General features: G+C 65.5%; 12 protein-coding genes and 1 pseudogene. 12 read left to right on the forward strand and 1 reads right to left on the reverse strand.

The annotated features are described in order from the left end of the window. Nucleotides 1-726, forward strand: a 726-nt coding sequence (locus WA317_RS21540) for a TobH protein (RefSeq protein ID WP_425174960.1), incomplete at its 5' end; no start/stop codon positions are given. A 7-nt stretch (nt 727-733) separates the two neighbouring features. Further along, nucleotides 734-1,960, forward strand: a complete 1,227-nt coding sequence (gene manA / locus WA317_RS21545; RefSeq protein WP_425174961.1) for a mannose-6-phosphate isomerase, class I — start codon at nt 734-736, stop codon at nt 1,958-1,960. Here manA and WA317_RS21550 read toward each other — a convergent pair whose 3' ends face one another. Beyond that, nucleotides 1,961-3,397, reverse strand: a complete 1,437-nt coding sequence (locus WA317_RS21550) for an FAD-dependent oxidoreductase (protein ID WP_425174971.1) — start codon at nt 3,395-3,397, stop codon at nt 1,961-1,963. It abuts the gene before it with no gap. A 72-nt stretch (nt 3,398-3,469) separates the two neighbouring features. Here WA317_RS21550 and WA317_RS21555 point away from each other — a divergent pair, with 72 nt between their 5' ends. From WA317_RS21555 to WA317_RS21600, 10 genes and pseudogenes are all read left to right on the forward strand, one after another. After that, the gene (locus WA317_RS21555) at nt 3,470-4,978 is read left to right on the forward strand and encodes an amino acid permease (RefSeq protein WP_425174962.1); all 1,509 of its coding nucleotides are present in this window, start codon (nt 3,470-3,472) and stop codon (nt 4,976-4,978) included. Nucleotides 4,979-5,077: 99 nt separating this feature from the next. Next, nucleotides 5,078-6,292 carry an alkane 1-monooxygenase gene (locus WA317_RS21560; protein ID WP_425174963.1) on the forward strand — a complete coding sequence of 405 codons (1,215 nt, stop codon included), beginning with the start codon at nt 5,078-5,080 and terminating at the stop codon, nt 6,290-6,292. 28 nt (nt 6,293-6,320) lie between these two features. Then, nucleotides 6,321-6,500 (forward strand): rubredoxin RubB, encoded by a 180-nt coding sequence (rubB, locus tag WA317_RS21565; protein WP_425174964.1) that lies wholly within the window; start codon nt 6,321-6,323, stop codon nt 6,498-6,500. Continuing rightward, nucleotides 6,500-7,141, forward strand: coding sequence for a TetR family transcriptional regulator (locus WA317_RS21570; protein WP_425174965.1), 642 nt, complete (start codon nt 6,500-6,502; stop codon nt 7,139-7,141). The genes rubB and WA317_RS21570 overlap by 1 nt, the downstream gene beginning before the upstream one ends. Before the next feature lie 105 nt (nt 7,142-7,246). Continuing rightward, entirely contained in the window at nt 7,247-8,719 is a 1,473-nt protein-coding gene (ahcY, locus tag WA317_RS21575; protein ID WP_425174966.1) for an adenosylhomocysteinase, read from the forward strand. A 38-nt stretch (nt 8,720-8,757) separates the two neighbouring features. Beyond that, entirely contained in the window at nt 8,758-9,393 is a 636-nt protein-coding gene (locus WA317_RS21580) for a dTMP kinase (protein ID WP_425174967.1), read from the forward strand. A 64-nt stretch (nt 9,394-9,457) separates the two neighbouring features. Continuing rightward, nucleotides 9,458-10,144, forward strand: a complete 687-nt coding sequence (gene mtrA, locus WA317_RS21585) for a two-component system response regulator MtrA (protein ID WP_425174968.1) — start codon at nt 9,458-9,460, stop codon at nt 10,142-10,144. 98 nt (nt 10,145-10,242) lie between these two features. Further along, complete coding sequence (gene mtrB / locus WA317_RS21590; protein ID WP_425174969.1) at nt 10,243-11,901, forward strand: MtrAB system histidine kinase MtrB; 1,659 nt, start codon at nt 10,243-10,245, stop codon at nt 11,899-11,901. Then, nucleotides 11,901-13,661, forward strand: coding sequence for an MtrAB system accessory lipoprotein LpqB (gene lpqB / locus WA317_RS21595; protein WP_425174970.1), 1,761 nt, complete (start codon nt 11,901-11,903; stop codon nt 13,659-13,661). Before mtrB ends, lpqB begins: the two co-directional genes overlap by 1 nt. A gap of 155 nt (nt 13,662-13,816) precedes the next feature. Beyond that, a pseudogene (locus WA317_RS21600) lies at nt 13,817-14,142 on the forward strand (ComF family protein); the annotation flags it as partial.

A 14,142-nucleotide genomic window follows, 5' to 3' on the forward strand; every position in this document is an offset into this window, starting at 1 on the left:
GGCGTGCGGCGCGGTGCGCGCGTCGTCGTCGCAGCGCCTTGGGAGGGCCCCTTGCGGGACACTACGGCCGGCCGGGTGGCAGTGCTCGAACCGCGGGTTCGCGTGCCCGACGAATTCCGGCTGTCCCGCTATCTGGCTGCCGGGCTGGCGGTGTTGCACAGCGTCGATGCCGGCCTGAAGACCGACTTGGCGACGCTCGCCGACGAGCTGGACAACGAAGCGCTGCAAAACAGTGCAGGCCGCGAAGTATTCACCAATCCGGCCAAGGCGCTCGCCGAGCGGGTCTCGGGGCATCGGGTCGCGCTGGCCGGTGACTGCGCTGGCACCTTGGCCCTGGCCAGACACGGGTCATCGGTCCTGCTGCGAATCGGCCACCAGGTCGCCGCGGCCAGCGGGCTGGCGGACGCCTTGCTGGCCGTGCAGGAGACCGCTGCGTTCGGCGACCCGGCTGACGCGCTGTTCCATGACGAGGAGATCGACGGCCCGCTGCCTGAGCGGTTGCGGGTGTTGGCCCTGACGTTGGCCGCCGAGCGTCCCGTGGTGGCGGCCCGGATCGCCGGGCTGACCGGCGTCGACCTGGTCGGTGTCGAGGACATATCGCAACTCACCGACGGCCCGGCGGGAGCCTCAACTCCTGCCGGTGTGCGACGTGCCGAGCAGCAACTGGCAATATTGGCCGTTCGGCTGGAGATGGCCGCCGTTTACGTGCGACTGTTACGGGGATAACTAGGACGTGGAACTGCTACGCGGAGCGATTCGGACATACGCTTGGGGATCGCGTACCGCTATTGCTGAATTCACCGGCCGGCCGGTGCCGGCGGCTCATCCGGAGGCCGAGCTGTGGCTGGGCGCGCACCCGCAAGATCCGGCCCGACTCGAGACCGACCGGGGTGATGTCTCCTTACTGGAAACGCTGGTCGCCGACCCCGACGGACAGCTGGGCCCAGCGGCACGCTGCCGGTTCGGTGATGCGCTGCCGTTCCTTGTCAAAGTGCTCGCGGCGGACGAGCCGCTGTCGCTGCAGGCCCATCCGAGCAGACAACAGGCGGCCGAGGGATATCTGCGGGAGGAGAAGCTGGGCATCCCGGTCACCTCTCCGGTGCGCAACTACCGCGATGGCAGTCACAAACCCGAATTGCTGGTCGCTTTGCAGCCGTTTGAAGCGCTGGCCGGCTTCCGGCCGGCGGCACTGACCGTTGAGCTGCTTCATGCGCTGGCCATCGCCGAGCTCGACCCTTACATCGACTTGCTGAACGATCAATCCGACGCCGACGGTCTGCGCGCACTGTTCACCACCTGGATCACCGCTCCCCAGCCGCACATCGACGTGCTGGTGCCAGCGGTGCTTGACGGTGCGATCCACTACATTACTTCGCGTGCAACGCGATTCGTCGCTGAAGCCAAGACGGTGCTGGAACTGGGGGAGAGTTACCCGGGCGACGCGGGTGTACTCGCATCCCTGCTGCTGAATCGAATCACGCTGGCGCCGGGGGAGTCGATTTTCCTGCCGGCAGGCAACTTGCACACCTATCTGCGCGGCGTCGCACTCGAAGTGATGGCCAACTCCGACAACGTCTTACGGGGAGGGTTGACACCCAAACACGTCGACGTGCCGGAGCTGTTGCGGGTGCTGGACTTCACACCGACCACCGAGGCGCAGCTCAGGCCCCCCACCCACCACGACGGCATCAGCCTCGTATTCGACACGCCCGCTGACGAATTCGCCGCATCAATGTTGACACTCGACGGCGATAACCTCGGCCACGAAGTCGATGCGCCCTCGCGGCACGACGGTCCGCAGATCCTGCTGTGTGTCGAGGGCGCAACGAGCGTGCACGGAAAATCCAAGACACTCTTGCTCAACCGCGGAATGGCTGCCTGGGTGGGTGCAGACGACGGCCCGATCCGGCTGCTTGCGCGCGAGCCGGCGCAGCTGTTCCGCGCCACTGTGGGCTTGTAGTTACCTTGCGGCCGAAGGCGTTTGCAGCTTTTCGCGGCGCGACCGTCGCCGCTCCCGCCGCAGTTGCCGGCGCTCGCCGAGCCACAGTCGCATGTTGTGCCGAATCGTGCGGCCGACCAGCGCCGGCGACGGCGTCATGTAGAGGCTGTCCAGCAGGCTGAACCGACGCAAAAACCACTCGGCCAGAACAGGATCGGTCTCCGCCGCGCCAAGGAATTGGTCGAACAGGCTGCCGACCGGCCGGTACCACCACGGCTGCGGCCCGGTGGCGTGATGGAAACTGAAGTCGCCGATCGTGTTCATCACCCACACCGGGTAGGTGGTTTTCGCGGTGGCCCGGTTGAGTTCGCGGGCCGGGTCCTCGGGCGCGGACTCCAGCGCCCGGCGCAGGTGCCCAGCCTGCAGTGACGTCATCGTCATACCCTGCCCGTAAGTCGGATCGAAGCTGGCGACTGCGTCGCCCAACGGCAGAATGCCGGCCGGGAAGCGATCCAACTTGTCGTAGCGCCGCCAACGGGTGGTCGGATAGCGGTGAAAGGCGACATCGCCGATCGGCTCGGCCTGCTTGACCGCGGCGGCCAGCTGCTCGGGCAACAGCTTCTCGGCCAGCACCCGCATCTCGGCAAAGGTGTGCGGCGGCTCGACTTTGGCCACCCCGAACGTTGTCAACACCCAGATGCCGTCTTCATAGCAGAGCAGGCCCAGCCCCAGTGGCTGCTCTCGGGACGCCCCGGCCACGACGACCTTCTGATCGATCAGTCCGTCGGGGATGCGCAGTTGGTGCGACGCGTAGCCGATTCCGACGTCGACGGAGTCTTCTCGGGGCCGCTCGAAACCCCACTGCTCCAGCCACACCGGCAATCTGGTACCCCGACCGGTCGCGTCGACGACCAAGTCGGCCCTGATCTGCTCGGGTTGCGCGGCGTCGGGCAGATTCAGCAGCACCCCGGTCACCCGCTGGGCGCCGGCGTCGAACAGCGGTTCGCGTACCGAACCGCCGCGGATCTCGACATTCGGGATGCCCGCAACGCGGCGCCGGATCTGCCATTCGAGGTGTGGGCGGCTGGGCACGTAGGCGGTGAACTCATCTTGCAGCCGGTGTGCGGTGCCCAGCACATGACCGGCGGCGCCGAAGTAGATGCAGTCCGGGCGATTCTCCAGAATCGGAACTCCGGCCGCCACCATCTCGTCGAGGATGCCGGGGAACAGCGTGTCGAACTCCGCTGCGCCGCGCGCCATCAGCAGGTGCACGTGCTTGCCCTGCGGGACGGCCGCACGGTTGTCCGGTGTGCTCGGCAGCTCGTCACGCTCGAAGATCGTGACCCTGTCGTAGAAGTCGGAGAGTACGCGCGCGGCACACAGCCCGGCGATACTGGCTCCGATGACTATGGCGTGTTGACGGGTATTCCCCACCGCCTCATCCCCGCGCTCATGCATCTCCCGCACGGTACTCTCCTACCTTGCCGTACTCGGTAAACCTTGCCGTTCACGGGAGGAAGGAACGGTCGGATGGCCGGTAGACGGCGCACGAAGACGGTAGAGCAGTCGATCGCCGACACCGACGAGCCGGATACCCGGTTACGCAAGGATTTGCATTGGTGGGACCTGACTGTGTTCGGCGTGTCGGTGGTCATCGGAGCCGGCATCTTCACCGTCACGGCGTCGACTGCGGGGAACGTCACCGGCCCGGCGATCTGGGTCTCCTTTCTCATCGCGGCGACGACGTGTGGTCTGGCGGCGCTGTGTTACGCCGAGTTCTCCTCGACAGTGCCGGTGGCGGGCAGCGCCTACACCTTCTCCTACGCGACGTTCGGTGAAACCTGGGCGTGGACCATCGGTTGGAACCTGGTATTGGAGTTGGCGATCGGTGCCGCCGTGGTAGCCAAGGGCTGGTCGACGTATCTGGGCACGGTGTTCCCGTTTGCCCCTGGCACGCTGGCCGTCGGCTCGTTCAACCTCGACTGGGGTGCGCTGCTGATCGTCGCCGTGGTGGCGACCGTGCTTGCCCTGGGCACCAAGCTGTCGTCGAAATTCTCCATGGTGGTCACCGCGATAAAGGTGTCGGTGGTGCTGCTGGTGGTGATCGTGGGCTCCTTCTACGTCAAGGCGGCCAACTATTCACCGTTCATTCCGCCGCCGGAAGCCGGCCGCAGTGGATCAGGCGTCAACCAGTCGGTGTTGTCGCTGCTGACCGGCGCGCACACCAGTCACTACGGCTGGTACGGCGTGTTAGCCGGGGCATCGATCGTGTTCTTCGCGTTCATCGGATTCGACATCGTCGCGACCATGGCCGAGGAGACCAAGCACCCGCAGCGCGATCTTCCGCGTGGCATCCTCGCGACGCTGGGCATCGTGACGTTTCTCTACGTCGCTGTCGCGGTTGTGTTATCGGGGATGGTGTCCTACACCAAGCTGCGGGACACGCCCAACGGGAGTCAGGCGAACCTGGCGACCGCGTTCACCGCCAACGGCGTGCACTGGGCCAGCAGCATCATCTCCGTCGGCGCGTTGGCTGGGTTGACCACCTTGGTCATGGTGCTGATGCTCGGCCAGTGCCGGGTGCTGTTCGCGATGTCCCGCGACGGGCTGCTGCCGCGGCAGTTGGCCAGAACCGGATCACGCGGCACTCCGGTGCGGATCACCGTGCTGGTCGCGGGGGTGATTGCCGTGACGGCGTTGGTGTTTCCAATGGACAAGCTCGAAGAGATGGTCAACGTTGGGACGCTGTTCGCCTTCCTGTTGGTGTCAGCGGGCGTGATTGTGCTGCGGCGGAACCGGCCGGACCTGCCGCGCGGTTTCCGGGCGCCCTGGGTGCCGGTGCTGCCGGTCGCATCGGTTGCGGCGTGCCTGTGGCTGATGCTGAACCTGACCGGGGTGACTTGGATCCGGTTCGCCGTGTGGATGGCGATAGGCGCGGTCATCTACCTCGGCTATGGACGTCGGCATTCGGTGGTGGCCGGTCGGCAAGCCGCAGCGGACGCCGAAGCCCCGGCCGGCGCGGAACTCAACGTGACGTAGCCAGTGGTTTACATTGGTCGCTACTTTGTCTAGACATAAGACGTTGCGGTCGGTATTGTCCAACTCGATGGCGCGTAACTGACCAAGGAGGTTGGCGATATGAGCACCGAGGTTGCTGGCGAGATCTGGCGGGACAAGAAACGTCACCTGTGGCTGATGGGACTGATCGCGCCGACGGCGCTGCTGGTGATCCTGCCGGTCGTGTGGGCTTTGAACCTTGCCGGCTGGCAGACCGCCTCCCAGGCGCTGTTCTGGATCGGGCCGATTCTGGTTTACCTCGTGCTGCCGGTGCTCGACCTGCGCTTCGGACCGGACGGGCAGAACCCGCCCGAGGAGGTGATGGAGCGACTGGAAAACGACAGGTACTACCGCTACTGCACCTACATCTACATTCCGTTCCAGTACGTCAGCGTTGTTGTCGGCGCCTATCTGTTCACCGCGTCTGATCTGAGCTGGCTCGGTTATCACGGCGGGCTGAGTTGGCCGGCGAAGATCGGGCTGGCGCTGTCGGTCGGCGTGCTGGGCGGCGTCGGGATCAACACCGCCCACGAGATGGGGCACAAGAAGGATTCGCTGGAGCGGTGGCTCTCGAAAATCACGCTGGCGCAGAGTTGCTACGGACACTTCTACGTCGAGCACAACCGCGGGCACCACGTGCGGGTGGCGACCCCGGAAGACCCCGCGTCGGCTCGTTTCGGCGAAACGTTCTGGGAATTCTTGCCGCGCAGCGTCGTCGGCAGCGTGCGTTCAGCGTGGCGGCTGGAGGCACAGCGGCTGCGCCGGCTGAAAAACAATCCCTGGCACCCGAAGACCTACTGGGACAACGACGTCCTCAACGCCTGGCTGATGTCCGTTGTGCTGTGGGGCGCGCTGATCGCCGTGTTCGGCCCCCGGCTGATCCCGTTCGTCATCATCCAGGCGGTGTACGGCTTTTCACTGCTGGAGACGGTCAACTACCTCGAGCACTATGGATTACTGCGGCAGAAGACGGCCAACCGGCGGTACGAGCGCTGCACCCACGAGCACAGCTGGAACTCCGATCACATCGTGACCAACCTGTTCCTCTACCACCTGCAGCGGCACAGCGACCATCATGCCAACCCGACTCGGCGTTACCAGACGCTGCGCAGCATCGACGGTTCGCCCAGTCTGCCCAGCGGGTACGCGTCGATGATCACGCTGGCCTACATCCCGCCGCTGTGGCGAAAGGTCATGGACCCTCGGGTGCTTGCGCACTACGACGGTGACATCAACCGCGTCAACGTACACCCGCGCCGCCGGCAAACGGTGCTGGATCGCTACGCGGCGGCGTGACCCGACTTCGACGGGACGGAGAGAACCGATGACCTACAAGCTGTTTCGTTGCATCCAGTGCGGCTTCGAATACGACGAGGCACTGGGCTGGCCGGAAGACGGCATCGCCGCCGGCACTCGGTGGGATGACATCCCCGACGACTGGAGCTGCCCGGATTGCGGCGCGGCGAAATCCGACTTCGAGATGGTGGAAGTGGCTCGGTCGTGATGGGTGCCCGGGTTCCGTATGCCGAGGCGTCCCGGGCCCTGTTGCGCGATTCGGTGCTCGACGCGATGCGCGAGCTGCTGCTCAGTCGCGACTGGTCGGCCATCACACTTGCCGACGTCGCCCGTGCCGCCACCATCAGCAGGCAGACCATCTACAACGAGTTCGGGTCCCGGCAGGGCCTGGCGCAGGGCTACGCGCTGCGGCTGGCCGACCGGTTGGCCAGTCTCGTCGACGGCGCGATTTACTCCAACGTCGGCGACATCCACGCCGCCTTCCTGCAGGGATTTCGGGAGTTCTTCACCGAGTCGGCCGCCGACCCGTTGGTGATCTCACTGCTGACCGGTGTCGCCAAACCCGATCTGCTGCAGCTGATCACCACCGACAGCGGCCCGATCATCACCCACTGTTCACAGCGGTTGACGTCGTCGTTCATGGACAGCTGGATCAAGGCGAGCGAAGCGGATGCGGGCATCCTGGCCAGGGCGATCGTGCGCCTGGCAATGAGTTACGTGTCGATGCCGCCGGAAGCCGATCATGATGTCGCCGCTGATCTGGCCCGGCTGATGACGCCTGCGGCCGAACGCTACGGGAAGCTCCGCGACGATGCGGGCCCGTGGGCCCGAGGAGAAGCGGAGTCATAAGCTGGGGCCTGAGGGAACTCGCTGACCCGGTTCCGGATGACCGCCGCGTCGGGGACTAATGTGTACCTAAGCTAACTAGTTGATTGAGAAGGATTGGGCCTGAAAATGACGACGACCGAACAATCGCCACGCACCGACGTCCGTAACGGCATCGAATTCAAGGTGGCCGACCTGTCGTTGGCTGATTACGGTCGCCGGGACATCGAGCTCTCCGAACACGAGATGCCGGGTCTGATGTCGCTGCGCCGTGAATACCACGACGTGCAGCCGCTCAAGGGCGCCCGCATCTCCGGTTCGCTGCATATGACGGTGCAAACCGCGGTGCTCATCGAAACCCTGGTTGCGCTGGGCGCCCAGGTCCGGTGGGCGTCGTGCAACATCTTCTCCACCCAGGACCATGCCGCCGCCGCCGTCGTCGTCGGCCCGCACGGCACTCCCGAGGAGCCCAAGGGTGTGCCGGTGTTCGCGTGGAAGGGCGAAACGCTCGACGAGTACTGGTGGGCCGCCGAACAGATGCTGACATGGCCAGATGAGCCGGCCAACATGATTCTCGACGACGGCGGCGATGCCACCACGTTGGTGTTGCGCGGTGCCCAGTACGAGAAGGCCGGCGTGGTGCCACCCGCCGAAGAGGACGACTCGGCCGAGCACAAGGTCTTCCTCGAACTGCTGCGCAAGCGCTTCGAGACCGACAAGGGCAAGTGGACGAAGATCTCCGAGTCGATCAAGGGCGTCAGCGAAGAGACCACCACCGGCGTGCTGCGGCTGTATCAGTTCGCCGCGGCCGGTGATCTGGCGTTCCCGGCGATCAACGTCAACGACTCGGTGACCAAATCGAAGTTCGACAACAAGTACGGCTGCCGGCACTCGCTCATCGACGGCATCAACCGGGGCACCGACGTGCTGATCGGCGGCAAAAACGTGCTGGTCTGTGGTTACGGCGACGTCGGCAAGGGCTCCGTGGAGTCGCTGGCGGGCCAGGGCGCCCGAGTCACCGTCACCGAGATCGACCCGATCAACGCCCTGCAGGCGCTCATGGAGGGCTTCGACGTCAAGCGGGTCGAAGAGTTCATCGGCGAGGCCGACATCGTCATTACCGCCACCGGCAACAAAGACATCATCACGCTCGAGCACATGAAAGCCATGAAGGACAAGGCGATCCTGGGCAACATCGGCCACTTCGACAACGAGATCCAGATCTCTAAGCTGGAGAAGTCCGGCGCCACCAAGGTCAACATCAGGCCGCAGGTGGACCTGTGGACCTTCGGCGACACCGGCAAGTCGATCATCGTGCTCTCCGAGGGCCGGCTGCTGAACCTCGGTAACGCCACCGGCCACCCATCGTTCGTGATGAGCAACAGCTTCTCCAACCAGGTGATCGCCCAGATCGAGCTGTGGACCAAGAACGATGAATACGACAACGAGGTCTACCGACTGCCCAAGCACCTCGACGAAAAGGTGGCCCGCGTGCACGTCGCGGCGCTCGGCGGTGAGTTGACGAAGCTGAGCAAAGAGCAGGCCGAGTACATCGGTGTCGAGGTCGACGGACCTTACAAGCCGGATCACTACCGCTACTGAGCGCCGGGATCAGCACGGCACGGCGATAGGCTCGCGCCGTGCTGATCGCGATCGAAGGTGTCGACGGCGCCGGCAAGCGAACGTTGTCCAACGGCCTGACCTCGGCCTTCGAGGCGGCCGGCAAGTCGGTGATCACCCTGGCGTTCCCGCGCTACGGACAGTCGATCGCCGCTGACGTGGCCAGCGAGGCGCTGCATGGCCGACACGGTGACCTCGCGGCGTCGGTGTATGCGATGGCGATGCTGTTCGCGTTGGACCGTGCGGCCGCCCGGGCCGAGATCGAAGCTCTCAGCCGCGACCACGACGTGGTCATCCTGGATCGCTACGTGGCCTCCAACGCCGCCTACAGTGCGGCCCGCCTGCACCAGGACGCGACCGGTGAGGTGGTGGCCTGGGTGCACGAGATGGAGTATCAGCGGCTGAGGCTGCCGGTGCCGAATCGGCAGTTGCTGCTTGACGTTTCAGTCGAACTGGCCGGGCAACGCGCCCGCCACCGGGCGAGTGTGGAAGCCGGCCGGGCGCGCGACGCCTATGAGCGCGACGACGGGTTGCAGCAGCGCACCGGCGCGGTGTACGCCGGGCTTGCGGCCGCTAAGTGGGGTGGGCGATGGGAGGTGGTCGGCGCTGACGTCGACCCCGGCAAACTGGCCGCGACGCTGACCTCCGGATCGTGACCTAACGGCATTACCACAAGAAACACCGTGTAGTAACCGAGTTTTGTCCCGTTGTGGTGACACCATGGACACCATGAGGCAAAGGATTCTCGTCGTCGATGACGACGCTTCGCTGGCCGAGATGCTCACCATCGTGCTGCGCGGTGAGGGCTTCGATACGGCGGTCATCGGTGACGGCAGCCAGGCGCTGACCGCGGTGCGTGAGCTCCGTCCCGATTTGGTGCTGCTCGACCTGATGTTGCCGGGCATGAACGGGATCGACGTTTGCCGGGTGCTGCGGGCCGACTCCGGTGTGCCGATCGTGATGCTGACCGCCAAGACCGACACCGTCGACGTCGTGCTGGGTTTGGAGTCCGGCGCCGACGACTACGTGATGAAGCCGTTCAAGCCCAAGGAGCTGGTCGCTCGGGTGCGGGCGCGGCTGCGCCGCAACGACGACGAGCCCGCTGAAATGCTGTCGATCGCCGATGTCGACATCGACGTGCCGGCCCACAAGGTGACCCGCAACGGCGAGCAGATTTCGCTGACGCCGCTGGAGTTCGACCTGTTGGTGGCGTTGGCGCGCAAACCGCGGCAGGTGTTTACTCGTGATGTGCTGCTTGAACAGGTGTGGGGATACCGCCACCCGGCAGACACCCGCTTGGTGAATGTGCATGTCCAGCGTCTACGGGCCAAGGTTGAGAAGGACCCGGAGAACCCGACTGTTGTGCTGACCGTTCGAGGAGTGGGTTACAAGGCCGGACCTCCGTAGCTCCGGCGACGAATGCATAGCGAAGCGATGCGAAGGAGCGGCGCATTCATCCGCACCGGCTACGACGCGATGCGTCGCCATAAGGACAAGCGGCAGCTGTGATGTGGGGCTCCCGGCAACGCACCCGAGGTCGTTGGGGGCGCTCTGGCCCAATGACGCGCGGGATGAGCGCGTTGAGCCGAGTCGTGGGCACGGCCTGGCGTCGCTCGCTGCAGCTGCGGGTGGTGGTACTCACCATCGGTCTTTCCTTCGCCGTCATCGTGGTGCTCGGCTTCGTATTGACCAGCCAGGTCACCAACCGGGTGCTCGACATCAAGGTTCACGCCGCCACTGAGCAGATCGAGCGGGCGCGCACCACTGTCAGCGGGATTGTCAGCGGTGAGGAGGCCCGTTCGCTGGACAGTAGCCTGCAACTGGCCCGCAACACATTGACGTCGAAAACCGAGGCGTCCTCGGGCGCGGGGCTGGCCGGTACGTTCGACGCGGTGCTGGTGGTGCCGGGCGACGGCCCTCGGGCCGCCACGGCGGCGGGGCCGGTCAACCAGATTCCGTTGACGCTCCGTGATTTCGTCAGGGCTGGTCAGGTGAGCTACCAGTACGCCACCGTCCATACCGACGGATTCTCCGGGCCGGCGCTGATCATCGGCACTCCGACGTCGTCCCGGGTGACCAACTTAGAGCTGTACCTAATCTTTCCGCTTGCCAGCGAGGCCAGCACCATCGCGCTGGTCCGCGGCACCATGGCTACCGGCGGGGTGGTGTTGCTGGTGCTGCTGGCCGGTATCGCGCTGCTGGTATCGCGCCAGGTGGTGGTGCCGGTGCGGTCGGCCTCGCGGATTGCCGAACAGTTCGCCGAAGGGCACTTGTCCGAACGGATGCCGGTGCGCGGCGAAGACGACATGGCGCGGTTGGCGGTGTCGTTCAACGACATGGCGGAAAGCCTGTCACGGCAGATCACTCAGCTCGAGGAGTTCGGAAATCTGCAGCGCCGCTTCACTTCTGACGTCAGCCACGAACTGCGAACGCCGCTGACGACGGTGCGGATGGCTGCCGACCTGATTTACGACCGCAGCGAGGAACTCGACCCGACGTTGCGGCGGTCCACCGAACTCATGGTCAACGAGCTGGACCGGTTCGAGTCTTTGCTCACCGACCTGCTGGAGATTTCGCGGCACGACGCCGGTGTCGCCGAGTTGTCGGTCGAGGCAGTCGATCTGCGGTTGACCGTCAACAGCGCGCTGTCCAGCGTGGGGCATCTCGCCGAGGAGGCCGGCATCGAGTTGGTGGTGGACATGCCGTCCGACGGGGTGATCGCCGAAGTCGATGCGCGCCGGGTGGAGCGGATCCTGCGGAATCTCATCGCCAACGCGATCGACCATGCCGAGGACAAGCCGGTGCGGATCCGGATGGCCGCGGACGACGACACAGTCGCGGTGACGGTGCGCGACTACGGGGTGGGTTTACGGCCCGGCGAGGAGAAGCTGGTGTTCAGCCGGTTCTGGCGTTCGGACCCGTCGCGGGTCCGGCAATCCGGCGGGACCGGCCTGGGCCTGGCCATCAGTGTCGAGGATGCGCGTCTGCACCAAGGCCGGCTCGAGGCGTGGGGTGAACCGGGTAGCGGCGCCTGCTTCCGGCTGACCCTTCCGTTGGTGCGCGGCCACAAGGTGACGACCAGTCCGCTGCCGATGAAACCCTTCACCGCCGAACGCACAGACCGCCAGCCACTGCAGCGCGAGCACGCCGAGCGGGGTGCCTGATGCGCCGGCTGGCGTTACTGCTGTTCGGTGTGGTGACACTGCTAGCGGGCTGCGCCGGCGTGCCCAGTTCGTCGGCGCCCCAGGCCGTCGGCACCATCGCGCGGGCGGCACCGTCGAATTTGCCCAAGCCGACGCCGGGCATGGATCCCGACGTGCTGCTGCGGGAATTCCTCAAAGCCACCGCTGATCCGGCGAACCGACACTTGGCGGCGCGGCAATTTCTCACCCAGTCGGCGTCTGACGCCTGGGACGACGGCGGTAGCGCACTGCTTATCGACCATGTCGTGTTCGTCGAAACCCGTAGTGCCGAGAGGGTTTTGGTCGCTATGCGAGCCGACATGCTGGGATCGCTGTCGGACATGGGCGTCTTCGAGACAGCCGACGGGATGCTTCCGGACCCAGGTTCGATCGAGTTGGTCAACACTGCGGGCGGATGGCGCATCGATCATCTGCCCAACGGAGTGTTCTTGGACTGGCAGCAGTTTCAGGCCACCTACAAACGCAACACGCTTTATTTCGCCGATCCGACCGGCAAGACCGTGGTCCCCGATCCGCGCTATGTTGCGGTGTCTGATTCCAATCAGCTGGCCACCGAACTGGTTTCGAAGTTGATTGCCGGGCCACGCCCGGAGATAGCGAAAGCTGTGCGCAACTTGCTGGGTCCGCCGTTGCGGCTGCGCGGCCCGGTGACCCGCGCCGACGGTGGCAAGAGCGGCGTCGGCCGCGGTTACGGCGGAGCGCGGATCGATTTGCAGAACCTGGCCACGACCGATCCGCACAGCAGGCAACTGGTTGCGGCGCAAATCATTTGGACTTTGGCTCGAGCCGACATCAAGGGACCGTACGTGATCAATGTGGACGGCACCGCGCTCGACGACAGATTCAGTGACGGCTGGACCACCTCCGATGTGGCCGCTACCGACCCAGGCGTCGCCGACGGCGCCGGCGCTGGTGTGCATGCCCTGGTCGGCGGGTCGTTGATGGCGCTGGACGGTCAGCATCCGACGGCGGTGGCAGGCCAATTCGGCGAGATGCGTGATCAGACCTCGGCGGCGTTGTCCCGCAGCGGGCAACGGGTGGCGTCGGTGGTGACGCTGCAGCCTGGGGGCCCGGACATGGCGGCGTCGCTGTGGATCGGTGACCTTGGCGGCGGGGCGGTGCAATCGGCGGACGGGCACAGCATGTCGCGGCCGAGTTGGTCGCTTGACGACACGGTGTGGGTGGTGGTCGACGGGGCCAATGTGCTTCGTGCCATTGAGGAACCGGCGTCCGGGCAGCCCGCCCGGATTCCGGTCGATTCGAGCGCGGTGTCCAGCCGCTTCCCCGGTGTGATCAATGACCTGCAGCTGTCTCGTGACGGAACCCGCGCTGCGATGGTCATCGAAGGGCGCGTCATCCTCGCCAGCATTGAGCAGACGCAGGCCGGCCAGTTCGCCCTGACCTATCCGCGCCGGCTGGGTTTCGGACTGGGGTCTTCAGTGGTGTCGCTGGCGTGGCGAACTGATGACGACATCGCGGTGACCCGCACCGACCCGCAGCATCCGGTGTCGTATGTGAATCTCGATGGCGTGAACTCGGATGCGCCGAGCCGCGGTTTGCTGATCCCGATGTTGGGGATCGCCGCCAACTCTTCGACGGTGTACGTTGCTGACCCGCGTGGGGTGCTGCAGCTGTCGGGCTCGGCGGCCGAGAACGGGCAGAGTTGGGCGGCAGTGGAACCTTTCATGGTGGCCGGCGCGGTGCCCGTGCTGCCCGGGTGAGTGGTGGGTACCGGCCCAAGTCGTTAGGCTTCCTGGCGTGGTTGCGAAGGATACTGAGGCGCAACTGAGGTGGAGTCGGCGCTGCCGATTTCTGGCCAAACTGGTCGGTCAGGCCGATCTGGATTTATGTCACCCCGTCACGCCACACTGCATCTGTGCTTGACCTCGTCCTGCCGCTGGAATGCGGCGGCTGCGGCGCACCGTCCACCCGCTGGTGCGACGTCTGCGCCAAGGAGCTGGCCATCAACATGGGCGAGCCGCATGTGGTCAACCCCCGCATCGACCCGGGCGTGCCGGTGTTCGCACTCGGGCGCTATGCCGGCGCGCGTCGCCGAGCCGTCATCGCCATGAAGGACCACGGCCGCACCGACCTCATCGCGCCTCTGTCGCGCGCCTTGGCGGCAGGCATTCACCGAATGCTGACGTGGGGCATGCTCGACGTCCCGCTGACCATCGTGCCGGCCCCGACGCGGCGCTCGGC

It is taken from the genome of Mycobacterium sp., assembly GCF_049802695.1.
GTDB lineage: Bacteria > Actinomycetota > Actinomycetes > Mycobacteriales > Mycobacteriaceae > Mycobacterium.